Raw genomic sequence first — 14,188 nt, forward strand, 5'->3', positions numbered from 1 at the left:
CGCCGGTCAGCCGTCGAGGAACCGCTCGATCACCGGGGCCAGCTCGTCGGCCTCGGTGACCAGCGAGATGTGCCCCCCGCGGTAGACGTGCAGCTGGGCGTTCGGGAGCAGGCGCGCCATGACCCGCGCGTTGACCATCGGGATGATCGGGTCGTCGTCGCCGGCGACGATCAGGGTGGGCTGCCGGATGAGCCGCAGGAACGGCAGGCTGCTCCAGCCGGCGCTGGCCGCCAGCTGGTAGTAGTAGCCGCGCCGGGGCCCCACCCGGGTGTGCGTGTGCAGCGCGGCCGCGGCGCGCCCGGGGTCGGTGCGCATGGTGCCGCCGTAGATCAGGCCGGCGACCTCGCGCGCGTACTCCGGGTCGCGGTGCCGCCGCGGGGTGAGCATCCGTGCCAGCACCCGCGGGTGCGCGGGCACCATCAGGGTCCCGGTGCCCGTCGCGACGAGCACCAGCCGCCGGCAGCGCCGCCGGTGCTGGAGGGCGAAGTGCTGGGCCAGGGCGCCGCCCCACGACAGCCCCAGGACGTCGACCTGCCCGGTGTGCCCGAGCCGGTCGAGCAGCCCGGCAACCACCGGCGTCAGCGTCGGGAGCACGTACGGAAGGACGGGCCGGGGTGACCCGCCCACCCCGGGCACGTCGAACCGGATGACGGTGCGCCGGGGATCGAGCGCGTCGACGAGCGGCTGCAGCACCTCCAGGCTCGCGCCGATGCCGTTCATCAGCACCAGCGCCGGCACCTCGTCGTCGGTACCGGGCCGGACGGCGACCCGCAGCGTCCGCCCGCCGACGGTCAGGGTGCGGACGACGCCGGGTTCACTTGTCGAAGACATAGGTCCCCGGGGCCTCGGCCAGCACCTCCAGGCCGTTCCCGCCCAGCTCGCGGGGCGCCGGGACCTCCTCGCCGGAGCGCTCGCCCAGCCAGCTCATGAAGTCCGGCCACCAGGAGCCCTTGACCGTCTCGGCCTGCGCCAGCCACCGATCGGGGTCCGGCGGCGTGGACTTCGCCACCTGGAAGGTGGACTTCGGGTTCCCGGGCGGGTTCACCAGCGAGGCGATGTGGCCGTTGGTGGACAGGACGAACCGGCTCTGGCCACCGAGCAGCTGGGTGCTCCGGTAGCAGGACTGCCAGGGGCAGATGTGGTCGGCGATCCCTGCGGTGATGTAGGAGTCGACCGTCACCTTCGACAGGTCGACCGGCGTGCCGAGCATCGTCGCCTTCCCCGGCTCGGTCAGCGTGTTGCCGACCGCGACGTCGATGAAGTCCCGGTGCAGCGCCGCGGCCATCCTGGTGGTGTCCGCGTTCCAGTACAGGATGTCGAAGTTCGGCGGCGGCTTGCCCTGCAGGTAGTTGTTGACCCAGTAGTTCCACACCAGGTCGTTGGGTCGCAGCCAGGCGAACACCTCGGCCAGCTGGGCGCCGTCCAGGTAGCCCTTCTTGCGGGACTTCTCCGTGGCGGCCCGCACGGCCTCCTCGTCCATGAGCGCCGAGATGGTGCCGGCACGCGACCAGTCGAGCACCGTGACTGCATAGCTGGCGGCAGCCACGCGGTCCTGCCGGCCGGTCGCGGCGAGGTGGGCCAGGACCATCGCGGTGATGATGCCGCCGGAGCAGATCGACTGGACGGCGACCTGCTCGCTCCCGGTCACCTGCTCCATGGCGTCCATCGCGTCGAGGACGGCCTGCCCGTAGGTGTCCAGGTCCCAGTCGGCGTGCCGCTGGTCGGGGTTGCGCCAGGACATCATGAAGACCTGTTGGCCTGCGGACACGTAGTGCTCGACGATGCTGCGTCCCGGTGCCATGTCGGCGACGTAGTACTTGTTGATGGTCGGGGGGACCATCAGCAGCGGCAGGCGCCGGACGGTCTCCGTCGTCGGCCGGTACTGGATGAGCTCGAACACCTCGGTCCGGAAGACGACCGCGCCGGGGGTGGCCGCCAGGTCCTCGCCGACGGTGAAGGCGTCGGGCTCGACCATGGTCGGTACCCGAGGCGGGCTGGCGAGGTCGCGGATCAATCGCCGCAGGCCCTTGATGGCGCTGGCCCCGCCCGTGTCGATGACCGCCTTGAGCGACACCGGGTTGAGCCCGGGGACGTTGCTGGGGGCCAGCGCGTCGACCAGGTTGGTCGCGGTGAACCGGATGCGCTCGTCGTCCTGCCAGTCGAGATCGGCGTCCTCGATCAGCTCCCAGGCCAGCCGCGCCGTCGCCAGGTGCGCCTGCATGCTCCGCTTGAGCAGCGGATTGCCGCGCCACGCCGGGTCGGCGAAGCGCTTGTCCTTCTTCCCCGGCTCCAGCTCGGAGCGGCCGACCACGACCTTGCCCAGCTCGCGGACCAGTTCTCCGCCGCGTCGGGCCAGCACGTCGGGTCTCCGGACCAGCGCCGACCCGAACCGCAGCGCGGTGCCGGCCGGCGGCACCATCCGCCGCAGCGGCCCACGGGCGGCGTCGACCAGCAGCATGTCCAGCCCCATCGCCGCCTCGGCCGCCTCCTCGGGCGTGCCCGCAGCAGGGGCAGCATCGGGGCGCCCGGGCGGCGGGGTCGACGCGGATCGTGCCGGTTCGGTCGCGGGCTGGGCCATCGATGGTCTCCTTCGACGCTGCCCCGCGGAGACGACGATGCGGTCCCCCGAGGCGCGGTTGTGACCTCTCCCACTGAACCACAGCGCGGCGTGCCCGGCAGGGCGGTCCCAGGACGTGGATGGGGCGTCGCCGGCCGTGACCTGGTCGTCGACGGGCCGCAGGGCGCACCACGGCCGAGGCGGCCCGCGCGTGGTGGGGCCGCCAGTAGCGCCGTCGTCAGACGATGGCGCTGGCGCCGGTGACGCCCCGCCCGACGATCAGGGTGTTGACCTCACGGGTGCCCTCGTAGGAGTAGATGGCCTCGGCGTCGGCCACGTACCGGCCCACGTGGTTCTCCAGCAGGATCCCGTTCCCGCCCATCAGCTCGCGGGCCCAGCCGACGGTCTCGCGCATCCGCATGGTGCAGAACGCCTTGGCCAGCGAGGCCTGCTCGTCGGTCATCGTCCCGACCTCCTGCAGGTGGGAGAGCCGGGCGCACATCGCCGCCGAGGACGTGATGTTGCCGAGCATCCGGACCAGCAGGTCCTGGACCAGCTGGAACTCCACGATGGGCTGGCCGAACTGCTTCCGGTCCATGGCGTAGCGCAGGGCGTGCTCGTACGCGCCGCGGGAGCAGCCCACGGCGGACCAGGCGACACCGGCCCGGGTCGTCCGCAGCACGTTCGCCGTCTCGCGGAAGCTGTGCGCCTCCTGCAGCCGGTTCTCCTCGGGCACCCGCACGCCGTCGAGGGTGATGTGCGCGTTCTGCACCACGCGGAGCGCGATCTTGTCCTCGAGGTCCACCGTGGTGAAGCCCGGCGTCCCCTGCTCGACGACGAAGCCCAGCACCCGCTCGGTGTCGACGTCCCGGGCCCAGATGATGATCAGGTCGGCGAAGCTGGCGTTGCCGATCCACTTCTTCTCGCCGTCGAGCACCCAGGAGTCGCCGTCCCGCCGGCACGTCGTCTGCAGGCCGCGGGCGACGTCGGAGCCGTGGTCGGGCTCGGTCAGCCCGAACGCGCCGATCAGCTCCATGCGGGCCATGGCCGGCAGCCAGCGCTCCTTCTGCTCCTCGGAGCCGCAGAGGTAGATCGACCCCATGGCCAGGCCACCGTGGACTCCCATGAACGTGGAGATCGAGGGGTCGCCCTTGGACAGCTCCATGGAGATCATCCCGTCGAACAACGGCGAGCGACCCCGGCAGCCGTACCCCTGGATCGAGGTGCCGGCGATGCCCAGCTCGGCCATGGCCGGGATGAGCTGGCGCGGGAACTCGGCCCGCGTCCAGTACTCGTTGATGATCGGCTCGACCTGCTCGTCCATGAACCTCCGCACGCGGTGCAGCAGCGCCCGGTCGTCCTCGTCGAGGAGGGCCTCGAGGTCGTAGAAGTCCGACGTGATCGTCGACCGGTCGCTCATGTGCTGCCTCCAGGCGCTGCGGACGGTGGTCCGCACCTACCCGGACGCCCCGGGCGCAACCAGGCATGCGGGAACGGGCGCCCGGGCAGACACGGAGCGAACTCGAGACCCGGAGGTGTCCCTGTGCCCCGATCCATCGCCGACCAGACCGTCGAGGAGCTGGGCGGCCGAGGCAGCGTGCTCGTCCGCCAGCGCCGCGACCACATGCAGCTCGACCGGATGCTGCACGAGCTCGACGGTGCCACCGGCGCCGACCAGGAGGAGGTGCTCCAGCGCATCGACCGGCTGGTGTTCAGCCACGCCTTCGCCGAGGAGACGGTGCTGTGGCCGGTCATCCGCCGGGTCCTGCCCGACGGCGACGCCCTCACCCTGCGGATCGAGCGGGAGCACCAGGAGGTCAACGAGCTGGTCAGCGCGCTCGAGCGGGACGGCCTGGACCACCCGGAGCGTCCCGCCCGGCTCGCTCGCCTCGTGGAGGTGCTGCGCGAGGACGTCCGGGACGAGGAGGACGTGCTCTTCCCCCGCCTGCAGGAGCAGCTCACCCCCGAGGAGCTGCGGGCGCTGGGCCGCCGCTGGGCGCTCATGGCGCGGATCTCCCCCACCAGGCCGCACCCCACCGTCTCCCGCCGCCCGCCGGGCAACGCGCTGTCGGGGCTGCCGCTGTCGCTGATCGACCGCACGCGCGACGCCGTCGACGCGGGGGTGCGCCGGGCGCCGGACCGGTTCGTGCCGGCCGGGCGCGCGGTGAGCAAGGGGCTGGCCGCCGTCGCCGGCGTGGTGGAGCGGGTGCCCCTGTCCCGCCGCGGGGACCGGTCGCCGACCAGCCGCTGAGCGCGGCACCCCCTCGTGCGGGGCACGGGGCCCGAGCGGACGTCCCGGGGCCCCCGTTCTCCGCACGAGGGCCCGGTCGGTGACCGCCCACCGCCCACCGCCCCCGCAAACGCCGAAGTCCCCCTCCCGCTGCGGGAGGGGGACTTCGGCGTCCGTGCGCCGGCGCCTACGTCGTCTGCTTGTCGTCGGGCTCGTCGCGGGCGTCCAGCTGGATCTCCTTCGCCGCCCTCGGCACGCCCTCCTTCAACTCCTTGGTGCGCTCCACCTCGGCGTCGAGCTCGATGCCGAACAACAGCGACAGGTTGACCAGCCAGAACCAGATCAGGAAGATCACCACGCCGGCCAGCGCACCGTACGTGGCGTTGTAGCTGCCGAAGTTGGCCACGTAGAAGGCGAACGCGGCCGACGCCACGACCGCCACCAGGATGGCGACGCCCGCGCCGGGGCTCACGAACTTGAAGCCGCGCAGCTTGGCGTTCGGGGTCGTGTAGTAGAGCACCGCGATCATCAGCGCCAGCAGAACCAGGATGACCGGCCACTTGACCCAGGACCAGACGGTCAGGACGGTGCTGCCCAGGCCGATGGCCTGCCCGATCGCGTCGACCACCGGGCCGCTGAGCACCAGCATCGCCACGATGAGAGCGGCGAACAGGATGCCGATCAAGGTGATCAGCAGCTGCAACGGCTTGAGCTTCCAGATCTTGCGGCCCTCGCGCGTCTCGTAGACGACGTTGGCCGCTCGGGTGAACGCGCCGACGTAGCCGGAGGCCGTCCACAGCGCACCGGCGAGACCGAGGACCAGGGCGAAGCCGGCCGCGCTGTTGCTCCCCGCGATCTGCTGGATCACCGGGTTCAGGGTCTCCGCCGCGGACTGGGGGACCACCGCGGTGAGCGCGTCGGTGAGCTGCTGCGGAGTGGTGAAGATGCCGACGATGGCCGCCAGCGCGGTCAGCGCGGGGAACAGCGCGAGGACGCCGTAATAGGTCAGCGCGGCCGCCCAGTCGGTCAGGTCGTCCTCGCTGAACTCCTTCAGCGTGCGCTTGATCGTTCCGCCCGTCGTGGGCTTCGGGTCCGCGCCGGTGGGCGCGTAGTCCGACCGCGTGCCGCTGATGTTGTCGTCCTGCGGGGCAGGATCGTGCTCGGCGCGGTTGCCGGCGGAGGGAGTCCCAGCCGTCGTGCGGCCGGACGAGCCGGTGGATCGGGCCATGAAGAGTCCTCCGGGAGGCGGGAGCGGTCGCCTCCCTCGATGCCCCGGACGATCGCAATCCATGCCGGACTCGCCGGTAACGGTTCGGCCGCAGTACTCCGGCATCGCTGACGCCGTCAGCGGATGCCGGAGACCGGTGACCACTCGCCGGCCCCGGCGGTGGCCTGCTCCACGTCGGTCAGCGGGTCGCGGCGGTGCCCGGCGCCGCTGCGCCGGTCGGCGCGCAGGCCCAGGAGCGCCACCGCGACGACCACCGCGGAGGCGCCCAGGCCGATCACCGCCACCAGGGTGAACGCGATCGCGCGGGGCAGCCCGGTGGCGGGGTCGAGGCTGCCGGCGATCAGCGTGACGGCGAGCGTGCTGCCCAGCGCCTGGCCCGTGGACCGGGCGATGGAGTTCACCGCGTTCGCGACGCCCGTCTCCTCCTCCTCGACGGCGTCGACCACCAGCGCGGGGAGGGCGGCGTAGGCCACGGTGACCGAGAGCTGGGTGAGCACGCCGGCGACGATCACCCACGCCGGCTCCGCACGCAGGCCGGCCAGGACGCCGAACCCGGCGACCCCGGACAGCGCCCCCGCGGCGAGCGTCGGCAGCGCGCCGAAGCGGGTGACCACCCGGCCGGCGAAGGGCGCGACGAGGATCCCGAGCACCCCACCGGGGAGCAGGTACACCACCGCCGCCTCGAGCACACCCGCGCCGAACCCGTAGCCGGTCACCTCTGGCGGCGACTGCACGTACTGGAGGACGGCGAGGAACGAGGCGAACAGCGCGACGCCGGTCATGAGGCCGGCCAGGTTGGGCACGATCGTGCGCCGGTCGGCGAGCATCGCCGGCCGCACCAGGGGGTGAGGAGTCCGGCGCTGCAGCACGACCCAGCCGGCCAGCACGGCGACCGCACCGGCGAGGCAGCCGAGCGTGGCCGGGGACGCCCACCCCCAGGTGTGGCCCTGGGAGACGGGCAGGAGCAGCAGCACCAGGCCGGCGCCGAGCACGATCGCCCCCCACCAGTCGACACGGCCGGTGCCGGCCACCGGGCGGGCGGGCAGCAGCCACGCCGTGAGCGCCAGGGAGAGCAGCGCGACGCCGAGGCCGATCCAGAAGGGGTGCCGGTAGTCGCCGCCGTCGCCGGTGAGCAGGCCGGTGGCGACCAGACCGGCGACGCCGCCGACGGCCAGGGTGCTGCTGACCACCGACATCGCCACGCTGAGCCGTCGCTCCGGGAGCTCCCGCCGGAGGACGCTGATCGAGAGCGGGAAGAGCCCGTAGGAGGCGCCCTGCAGCACCCGTGCGGCGAGCAGTACCGGCAGCGACGTCGTGACGATGGCCAGGACGGTGCCGAGCGAGACGACGGCCAGGATGCCGAGGATGACCGGCCGCTCGCCCTTGAGGTCGCCGAGCCGGCCCAGGACCGGCGTGAGGACGGCCGCGGCGAGCAGGTTCGCCGTCAGCACCCAGCCGGCGGCGCCGGCGGAGATCCCGAGCTGGTCCTCGATCCGGCCGAGCGACGGGACGACGAGGCTCTGCAGGAGCGAGAGCGTGGTGACACCCAGTGAGAGGGCCAGGACGAGCACCGCCGGGCGGGTCCCCGAGCCCGCGGGGGCCGCCGCGGCGGTGGGCTCGGACACGCCCTGATGCAACCACGGCCACCAGCACGCCCGGACGGCGCGGTTGCCCGACCAAGCGGTGTGCTTCTGCTCACACTCGGTCAGGTGATGTGCCGCACGGGACGATTGAGACGGGGTCGAACGGGGGACACAGTGCCTCGACGACGTGCTGCCGCCCCTGACCCGGCGGTGGTATCCGACGGTAGTGGAGGAGATCGATCTGATGATGTTGTGGCCGGCCGTGACCCTGCTGGGCTTCCTGGTCCTGACGGCCCTGGTCATCGCGATGGGCACCCAGTCCACCGCCCGGTACGAGAAGGAGCAGCGGGCCGCCACCCGCGCCTCGAGCGCGCGGCACTCCGCCTCCGAGGCCGTCAGGGCCTAGTCCCGCACCACGCGCGACGGCGCCCCGCCACTCCTCGGAGTGGCGGGGCGCCGTGCCGTGCTGTACCTAGAGCGCGTCGGCAGGGGTGTCGAGCACCGTGCGGTCCAGCGACTCCAGGAGGTCGAACTGGCCGCGGGTGCGCGGCAGCTCCCAGCGCCAGAAGTAGCGGGCCGCCGCGCGCTTGCCCTCGTAGAACGCGCCGGTGCCCCCCTCGGCCGCAAGCGCCTGCTCGAGCCACAGCCAGGCCACCACGATGTGGCCGGCCGCCTCCAGGTAGACGTGCGAGTTGGCCAGCGCCAGTTCGGGGTCGCCGGTGCCCCACAGGGTGGCGGTGACCGCGCCCATGCGCGCGACCGCTGCGTCGAGGTCGGCGGCGAACCCCGCCCACTCGGTGCCGGCCGCGCGGGCCGTCGTCGCCCCGATCGTCTCGCCCAGCAGCGCCAGCCCGGCGCCACCCTTCATGACGACCTTGCGGCCGAGCAGGTCCAGGGACTGGATGCCCTGCGTGCCCTCGTGGATCGGGTTGAGCCGGTTGTCCCGGTAGAACTGCTCGACCGGGTAGTCGCGGGTGTAGCCGTAGCCGCCGTGCACCTGGATCGCCAGGTCGTTGGCGGCCAGCCCCCACTGCGAGGGCCACGCCTTGGCGACGGGGGTCAGCATGTCCAGCAGCAGGTGGGCGCGCTCCCGCTCCTGCTGGGTCTGCGCGGTCTGCTCCTCGTCGACCAGCCGCGCGCAGTACAGGCCCAGCGCCATGCCGCCCTCGGCGTAGGACTTGGCGGCCAGCAGCATCCGGCGGACGTCGGTGTGCTCGACGATCGGCACCATCGGCGAGGCGGGGTCCTTCGCGCCCGCCGGCCGGCCCTGGGTGCGGGTGCGCGCGTACTCCAGCGCGTGCAGGTAGCCGGTGTAGCCGAGGACCGTGGCGCCCACCCCGACGCCGATCCGGGCCTCGTTCATCATGTGGAACATGTAGGTCAGGCCGCGGTGCTGCTCGCCCACCAGGTAGCCGACCGCGCCGGCCTGCCCGCCCGGGGTGTGCACGCCCTCGCCGAAGTTCAGCAGGGTGTTCGTCGTCCCCCGGTAGCCCATCTTGTGGTTGAGCCCGGCCAGCACGACGTCGTTGCGCTCGCCGAGGCTCCCGTCCGGGTTCACCAGGAACTTCGGCACGATGAACAGCGAGATGCCCTTCACCCCGGGCGGACCGCCGGGGATCTTGGCCAGGACCAGGTGGACGATGTTCTCGGTCAGCTCGTGGTCGCCGCCGGAGATCCACATCTTGTTGCCGCTGAGCCGGTAGGTGCCGTCGTCCTGCGGCACCGCCTTGGTGGTGATGTCGGCCAGCGAGGAGCCTGCCTGCGGCTCCGACAGCGCCATCGTGCCGAACCAGCGGCCCTCGAGCTCGGGCCGGACGAAGGTGTCGATCTGCTCCCGGCTGCCGTGGGCGAGCAGCAGTCGCGCGTTGCCCATGGTGAGGAACGGGTAGGCCGACGTGCCGACGTTCGCCGCCTTGAACCAGGCGAACACCGCCTGGCCGACGGTGTGCGGCAGCTGCATGCCGCCGTACTCCTCGTCGAACGACCCGGCCATGAGGCCGGCGTCGGTGAACACCTTCAGGGCCTTGGCGACCTCGGGGATCAGCACGGCCTTGCCGTCGACCATGTGCGGCTCGTTCTCGTCGGCCGTGCGGTTGTGCGGCGCGAAGTGGTCGGTGGCGATCTGCTGGGCGAGGTCCATGACCGCGTCGAAGGTCTCCCGCGAGTGCTCGGTGAAGCGCGACCGCTTGGTCAGCGACTCGACGTCGAGCCATTCGTGGAGCAGGAAGTCCAGGTCACGGCGGGACAGGATCAGTGACGACGACGGCACGAGGTCTCCAGGGCGCGGGTCTCCGGGGCGGTGCGAACCGCCTCACAGTAGGCCGGTTGCTCCCCGGAGCACTGCGGGTAGGGCGGGGGCCCGCCGTCGACCGAGGAGCACCCGTGGAACTACCTGCCATCGTCAGCCGCGCGGGAGGTGCCCTGCTGAGCACACTCCAGCACGTCCGACTGCCCGGGGTCGGCCAGGCTTCGGTCACCGACGACCCGGCGACCGCCGCCCGCCGCTGGCGGGCGGTCACCGTGCTGAAGAAGCCCGACCAGGTCGGCTCCGCGGTGTCCCCGCCGCCTCCGCTGGACCGCTTCGGCGACCGCCTCGAGGTGCGCATCCTCCCTGCCCCGGTGGACAAGGGCACCGAGCTTGCGGCCCGCTTCCGCGACACACCGTCGGACGACGAGATCGGTGAGCTGCGGGCCGCCCTGCGCGAGGCCAAGCAGCGGCTGGAGACCGGTGAGGTGCTGCGCGTGGACCCGCAGCCGCACGGCCACCGGGAGCCGACGCCTCAGGGCGCGGCCCTGGAGGGCATGACCGAGCAGGCACCGAAGGAGGGTGTCCTGTGAGCGGACAGGATCATGAGCACCGCAGCGAGGAACGAGCGAGGAGCGGAGCGATCCGCAGGAGCGAACGGGGGGCGCTGTGAAGGCCGCGACGTGGACCGGGGTCAACGAGGTGTCGGTGGAGGACGTCCCGGAGCCGCAGCTCCTCAACGACCGGGACGTGATCCTCAGGATCAGCCAGTCGGTCACCTGCGGCTCCGACCTGCACCTGATCGGCGGGTACATCCCGTTCATGCGCGCCGGTGACGTGATGGGGCACGAATTCATCGGCGAGGTCGTGGAGGTCGGCAAGGAGGTCCGGGACCGCAAGGTCGGCGACCGGGTCGTCGTGGCACCGTTCGCGGCCTGCGGCAGCTGTTGGTACTGCAGGCAGGAGCTCTACTCCCTCTGCGACAACGGGAATCCCAACCCCGGCATCACCGAGGGCCTGTGGGGCCAGAGCCCGGGCGGCTGCTTCGGCTACTCGCACGCGATGGGCGGGTACGCCGGGAGCCACGCGGAGTTCATGCGGGTGCCCTACGCCGACGTCGGCACGTTCGTGGTGCCCGACGGCGTCTCCGACACCCGGGCGCTGTTCGCCTCCGACGCGGCGTCGACCGGGTGGATGGGAGCCGACCTCGCGGGGACAAAGCCCGGCGACGTGGTCGCCGTCTGGGGTGCCGGCGGCGTGGGGCAGATGGCAGCCCGCGCGGCGACGTTGCTCGGCGCCGAGCAGGTGGTGGTGATCGACCGGATCCCCGAGCGGCTGGCGCAGGTGCGCACCCACGTGGGGGTGGAGGCCGTGGACTACACGGCCACCGACGTCATCGCGGAGCTGCGCGAGCGCACGGGCGGGCGAGGCCCGGACGTCTGCATCGAGGCCGTGGGGATGGAAGCGCACGCCCCGGGGGCGCCCGGCATCTACGACCAGGTCAAGCAGCAGTTGCGGCTGCAGACCGACCGGCCGACCGCGGTGCGGGAGGCGATCATGGCGTGCCGGAAGGGCGGCACGGTGTTCACCCTCGGGGTCTTCGCCGCGATGGTGGACAAGTTCCCGTTGGGCGCAGCCATGAACAAGGGGCTGACGATCCGGGGCGCGCAGGTCCACGCCCAGCGCTACATCCCGGAGCTGCTGCGCCGGATGGAGGCCGGTGAGCTGGTCACCGAGCACCTGGCCACGCACGTGATGCCGCTGACCGAAGCGCCCGAGGGGTACCGCCTGTTCAAGGAGAAGGAGGACGGCTGCGTGCGCGCGGTCTTCCAACCCTGACGTCCGGCTGCCGGACACGGACCGACGACGGCCCTCCCGGGAGCGGGAGGGGCCGTCGTCGTCAGCCGGGTCAGCGAGGTGTGTCGCCCGGCCGGCCCACCGGCGGCGGGACCGACGTCGGTGCCGCGGCGCCGACCGCCTCGGTGGCCTCCTCGGCCGGGTCGCGGGGATCGCTGGTCGCCGTCCCGGCGGCGGCCCCCTGCCGTGCCTGGATGCCGGACTTGTCGCTCAGCGCGAGCTGCGGCAGGAACAGGAACACGAAGAAGCCGATCGCCACCACGCAGGCGGCGATGAGGAACACCAGGTCGATCGAGTTCGAGAAGCCCACCTTGAACGGCTCGGCCAGGGCCGTCGGCAGCTCCTGGATGAAGGAGGTGTCGTCGAGGCCGCCCCCGCTGCCCGCGCCGAGCTGCTGGAACTGCGGGGCCAGCTCCGGGTTGGCCCGCACCGTGTCCTGCACGGCGGCGTCGATGTCCTGCGGCAGCCGGGTGAACAGCACCGAGAGGAACGCCGCCGTCCCGATCGTGCCGCCCATCTGGCGGAAGAACGTGACCGAGGAGGTGGCCACCCCCATCTCGCGGGGCGAGACGGCGTTCTGGACGGCGAGGATCACCGGCTGGAAGTTGAAGCCCAGGCCCAGGCCCAGCAGCACCATGAACGGGACCAGCACCCAGACGGAGGTGTCGGACTCGACGAGGAACGACATCGACAGCAACGCCACGACCATCAGCGCGATGCCCACGAGGGGGAAGATCTTGTACCTGCCGGTCTTCGAGATGGCGATGCCCGAGCTCATCGCGCCGGCCATGATGCCGGCGACCAGCGGGATCATCTGCAAGCCGGCGACCGTGGCGCTGGAGCCCTGCACGATCTGCAGGTACTGGGGGAGCAGCAGCAGGCCGCCGAACATCCCGGCGCCCATGACCACCGAGCCGATGCCGCTCACCGCGAAGCTGCGGTTGGCGAACAGCCGGAGCGGCAACAGGGCGTCGTCGCGGTAGGCCCGCTCGGCCAGCACGAACAGCACGAAGCCGACGGCGCCGATGACGTAGCAGGTGACGGCGCCCGACGAGGTCCAGCCCCAGGTGCGGCCCTGCTCGGCGACGATCAGCAGCGGCACCAGGAAGGCGATCAGCGCCAGCGCGCCGGGCCAGTCGATGCGGTGCTCGCGACGGTCGTGCGGCAGGTGCAGCACCCGCCACACGGCGGCGAAGGCCAGCACGCCGAGCGGCACGTTGATCCAGAAGATCCACCGCCAGCCGTCGACGCCGAGCAGCGAGCCCTGGCCGGCGAAGAAGCCGCCGACGACCGGCCCCAGCACGCTCGAGGTGCCGAAGACCGCCATGAAGTAGCCCTGGTACCGCGACCGCTCCCGGGGCGGCACGATGTCGCCGATGATCGCGAGCGCCAGGGACATCAGGCCACCGGCGCCGATGCCCTGGACCGCCCGGAAGGCGGCCAGCTGGTACATCGTGTCGGCGATGCCGCACAGCGCCGAGCCGACGACGAAGATCGCGATCGCGAACAGGTAGAACGGCCGCCGGCCGTAGATGTCGGACAGCTTGCCGTAGAGCGGCGTGGAGATCGTCGACGTGATCAGGAAGGCCGTCGTCGCCCACGCCTGCAGGTCGTAGCCCTGCAGATCGTCGGCGATCGTGCGGATCGCGGTGGCGACCACGGTCTGGTCCAGGGCGGCCAAGAACATGGCGACCATCAGCCCGGCGAGGATCGTGACGATCTGCCGGTGGCTGAAGGCGCCGGCGGAGTCCGGTGCGGCGGCCGCCGCGCGGGCGTCGCGGCGGCCCGCCGCGGTGGTGCGGGTGGTCTGGCTCATCGGTTCTCTCTCGCTGGGTGGGTGCTCGCGGTGCCGGCGGCGTGCTCGGCGGCCCCGGGCAGGTCGGCCGCGATGTCGTCGATCAGGCGGCCGAAGAGGAAGGTCAGGCTGGCCAGGTCCGCGTCGTCCCAGTGGGCGGTCACCCGCTCGAGGTGGGCCGTCCGCTCGGCGTGCAGGGCGTCGAGGGCGGCGCGGCCGGCGTCGGTGACGACCAGGCGGCTGGCCCGGCCGTCGCTCTCGTCGGCCACCCGGCGGACCAGGCCCCGCTCCACGAGCACCGCGACGTGCCGGCTGATGGTGGACGGGTCGGCGTGCAGCAGCTCGGCGAGGGCGCCCTGCCGCAGCGGCCCCTGGCGGACCAGGGGGAACAGCAGGACCAGCGCGGCACGGTCGCGGGACTCCGGGCCGGCGGGCTGGCTCTTCAGGGCGTTGACCAGGCGCATGAACCGGGGCAGCTGCTCGGACAGCGCTTCGACCTGCGGCCGGCCGGCCGGCGTGCCGACGTCGGGGCGGGGGGTGGACGACATGCTGCTCCCGGGTCGGAGGTTCGAATGCACGCTACAACTCCTTGCTGGCTACATGCAACCAACTGCACAGCACGAGCGGGGTGATGCGGGCCACCCCTCGGCACGGCGGTGCCGGTCGGTGCCATCCTGGGGAGCGGCGCCTCCC

At 72.4% G+C, this 14,188-nt stretch carries 12 protein-coding genes; 4 read left to right on the forward strand and 8 right to left on the reverse strand.

Going from position 1 to position 14,188, the window contains the following annotated elements; all coding sequences use genetic code 11:
* Nucleotides 1-6: 6 nt before the first annotated feature.
* The 3 genes from phaZ to ACI791_RS16505 all read right to left on the reverse strand — a co-directional run bounded on the left by phaZ (nucleotide 7) and on the right by ACI791_RS16505 (nucleotide 3,977).
* Entirely contained in the window at nucleotides 7-831 is an 825-nt protein-coding gene (gene phaZ / locus ACI791_RS16495; RefSeq protein WP_456587020.1) for a poly(3-hydroxyalkanoate) depolymerase, read from the reverse strand.
* Entirely contained in the window at nucleotides 815-2,578 is a 1,764-nt protein-coding gene (locus tag ACI791_RS16500) for a PHA/PHB synthase family protein (RefSeq protein ID WP_456587021.1), read from the reverse strand. The genes phaZ and ACI791_RS16500 overlap by 17 nt, the downstream gene beginning before the upstream one ends.
* A 217-nt stretch (nucleotides 2,579-2,795) precedes the next feature.
* On the reverse strand, nucleotides 2,796-3,977 hold the full coding sequence (locus ACI791_RS16505) for an acyl-CoA dehydrogenase family protein (RefSeq protein ID WP_456587022.1): 1,182 nt from the start codon (nucleotides 3,975-3,977) through the stop codon (nucleotides 2,796-2,798).
* Between the two features lie 123 nt (nucleotides 3,978-4,100).
* Here ACI791_RS16505 and ACI791_RS16510 point away from each other — a divergent pair, with 123 nt between their 5' ends.
* Nucleotides 4,101-4,808, forward strand: a complete 708-nt coding sequence (locus ACI791_RS16510) for a hemerythrin domain-containing protein (RefSeq protein ID WP_456587023.1) — start codon at nucleotides 4,101-4,103, stop codon at nucleotides 4,806-4,808.
* A 166-nt stretch (nucleotides 4,809-4,974) separates the two neighbouring features.
* Here the strand turns inward: ACI791_RS16510 and ACI791_RS16515 are convergent, their stop codons facing one another.
* Complete coding sequence (locus ACI791_RS16515; protein WP_456587024.1) at nucleotides 4,975-6,015, reverse strand: YihY/virulence factor BrkB family protein; 1,041 nt, start codon at nucleotides 6,013-6,015, stop codon at nucleotides 4,975-4,977.
* A 116-nt stretch (nucleotides 6,016-6,131) separates the two neighbouring features.
* Entirely contained in the window at nucleotides 6,132-7,640 is a 1,509-nt protein-coding gene (locus tag ACI791_RS16520) for an MFS transporter (RefSeq protein ID WP_456587025.1), read from the reverse strand.
* A gap of 184 nt (nucleotides 7,641-7,824) precedes the next feature.
* Between ACI791_RS16520 and ACI791_RS16525 the strand changes: the two genes are divergently transcribed.
* Nucleotides 7,825-8,004, forward strand: coding sequence for a hypothetical protein (locus ACI791_RS16525; protein ID WP_456587026.1), 180 nt, complete (start codon nucleotides 7,825-7,827; stop codon nucleotides 8,002-8,004).
* A gap of 66 nt (nucleotides 8,005-8,070) precedes the next feature.
* Here the strand turns inward: ACI791_RS16525 and ACI791_RS16530 are convergent, their stop codons facing one another.
* Nucleotides 8,071-9,867 carry an acyl-CoA dehydrogenase gene (locus tag ACI791_RS16530; protein WP_456587027.1) on the reverse strand — a complete coding sequence of 599 codons (1,797 nt, stop codon included), beginning with the start codon at nucleotides 9,865-9,867 and terminating at the stop codon, nucleotides 8,071-8,073.
* Between the two features lie 113 nt (nucleotides 9,868-9,980).
* Between ACI791_RS16530 and ACI791_RS16535 the strand changes: the two genes are divergently transcribed.
* Together ACI791_RS16535 and ACI791_RS16540 are read left to right on the forward strand one after the other, a co-directional pair.
* A complete protein-coding gene (locus ACI791_RS16535) occupies nucleotides 9,981-10,436 on the forward strand; it encodes a hypothetical protein (protein WP_456587028.1) in 456 nt (151 codons plus the stop codon).
* Nucleotides 10,437-10,512: 76 nt separating this feature from the next.
* Nucleotides 10,513-11,682 carry a zinc-dependent alcohol dehydrogenase gene (locus tag ACI791_RS16540; RefSeq protein ID WP_456587029.1) on the forward strand — a complete coding sequence of 390 codons (1,170 nt, stop codon included), beginning with the start codon at nucleotides 10,513-10,515 and terminating at the stop codon, nucleotides 11,680-11,682.
* 70 nt (nucleotides 11,683-11,752) lie between these two features.
* Here the strand turns inward: ACI791_RS16540 and ACI791_RS16545 are convergent, their stop codons facing one another.
* Together ACI791_RS16545 and ACI791_RS16550 are read right to left on the reverse strand one after the other, a co-directional pair.
* The gene (locus ACI791_RS16545) at nucleotides 11,753-13,516 is read right to left on the reverse strand and encodes an MDR family MFS transporter (RefSeq protein WP_456587030.1); all 1,764 of its coding nucleotides are present in this window, start codon (nucleotides 13,514-13,516) and stop codon (nucleotides 11,753-11,755) included.
* Complete coding sequence (locus tag ACI791_RS16550; RefSeq protein ID WP_456587031.1) at nucleotides 13,513-14,043, reverse strand: MarR family winged helix-turn-helix transcriptional regulator; 531 nt, start codon at nucleotides 14,041-14,043, stop codon at nucleotides 13,513-13,515. The genes ACI791_RS16545 and ACI791_RS16550 overlap by 4 nt, the downstream gene beginning before the upstream one ends.
* Nucleotides 14,044-14,188 lie beyond the last annotated feature (145 nt).

This window comes from Blastococcus sp. SYSU DS0973, assembly GCF_054051055.1.

What these genes read in the sequence shown, in the direction of transcription:
- ACI791_RS16505 (WP_456587022.1), bottom strand. Translation starts at nt 3,977, where the DNA reads ATGAGCGACCGGTCGACGATCACGTCGGACTTCTACGACCTCGAGGCC.
- phaZ (WP_456587020.1), bottom strand. Translation starts at nt 831, where the DNA reads ATGTCTTCGACAAGTGAACCCGGCGTCGTCCGCACCCTGACCGTCGGC.
- ACI791_RS16500 (WP_456587021.1), bottom strand. Translation starts at nt 2,578, where the DNA reads ATGGCCCAGCCCGCGACCGAACCGGCACGATCCGCGTCGACCCCGCCG.
- ACI791_RS16550 (WP_456587031.1), bottom strand. Translation starts at nt 14,043, where the DNA reads ATGTCGTCCACCCCCCGCCCCGACGTCGGCACGCCGGCCGGCCGGCCG.
- ACI791_RS16545 (WP_456587030.1), bottom strand. Translation starts at nt 13,516, where the DNA reads ATGAGCCAGACCACCCGCACCACCGCGGCGGGCCGCCGCGACGCCCGC.
- ACI791_RS16515 (WP_456587024.1), bottom strand. Translation starts at nt 6,015, where the DNA reads ATGGCCCGATCCACCGGCTCGTCCGGCCGCACGACGGCTGGGACTCCC.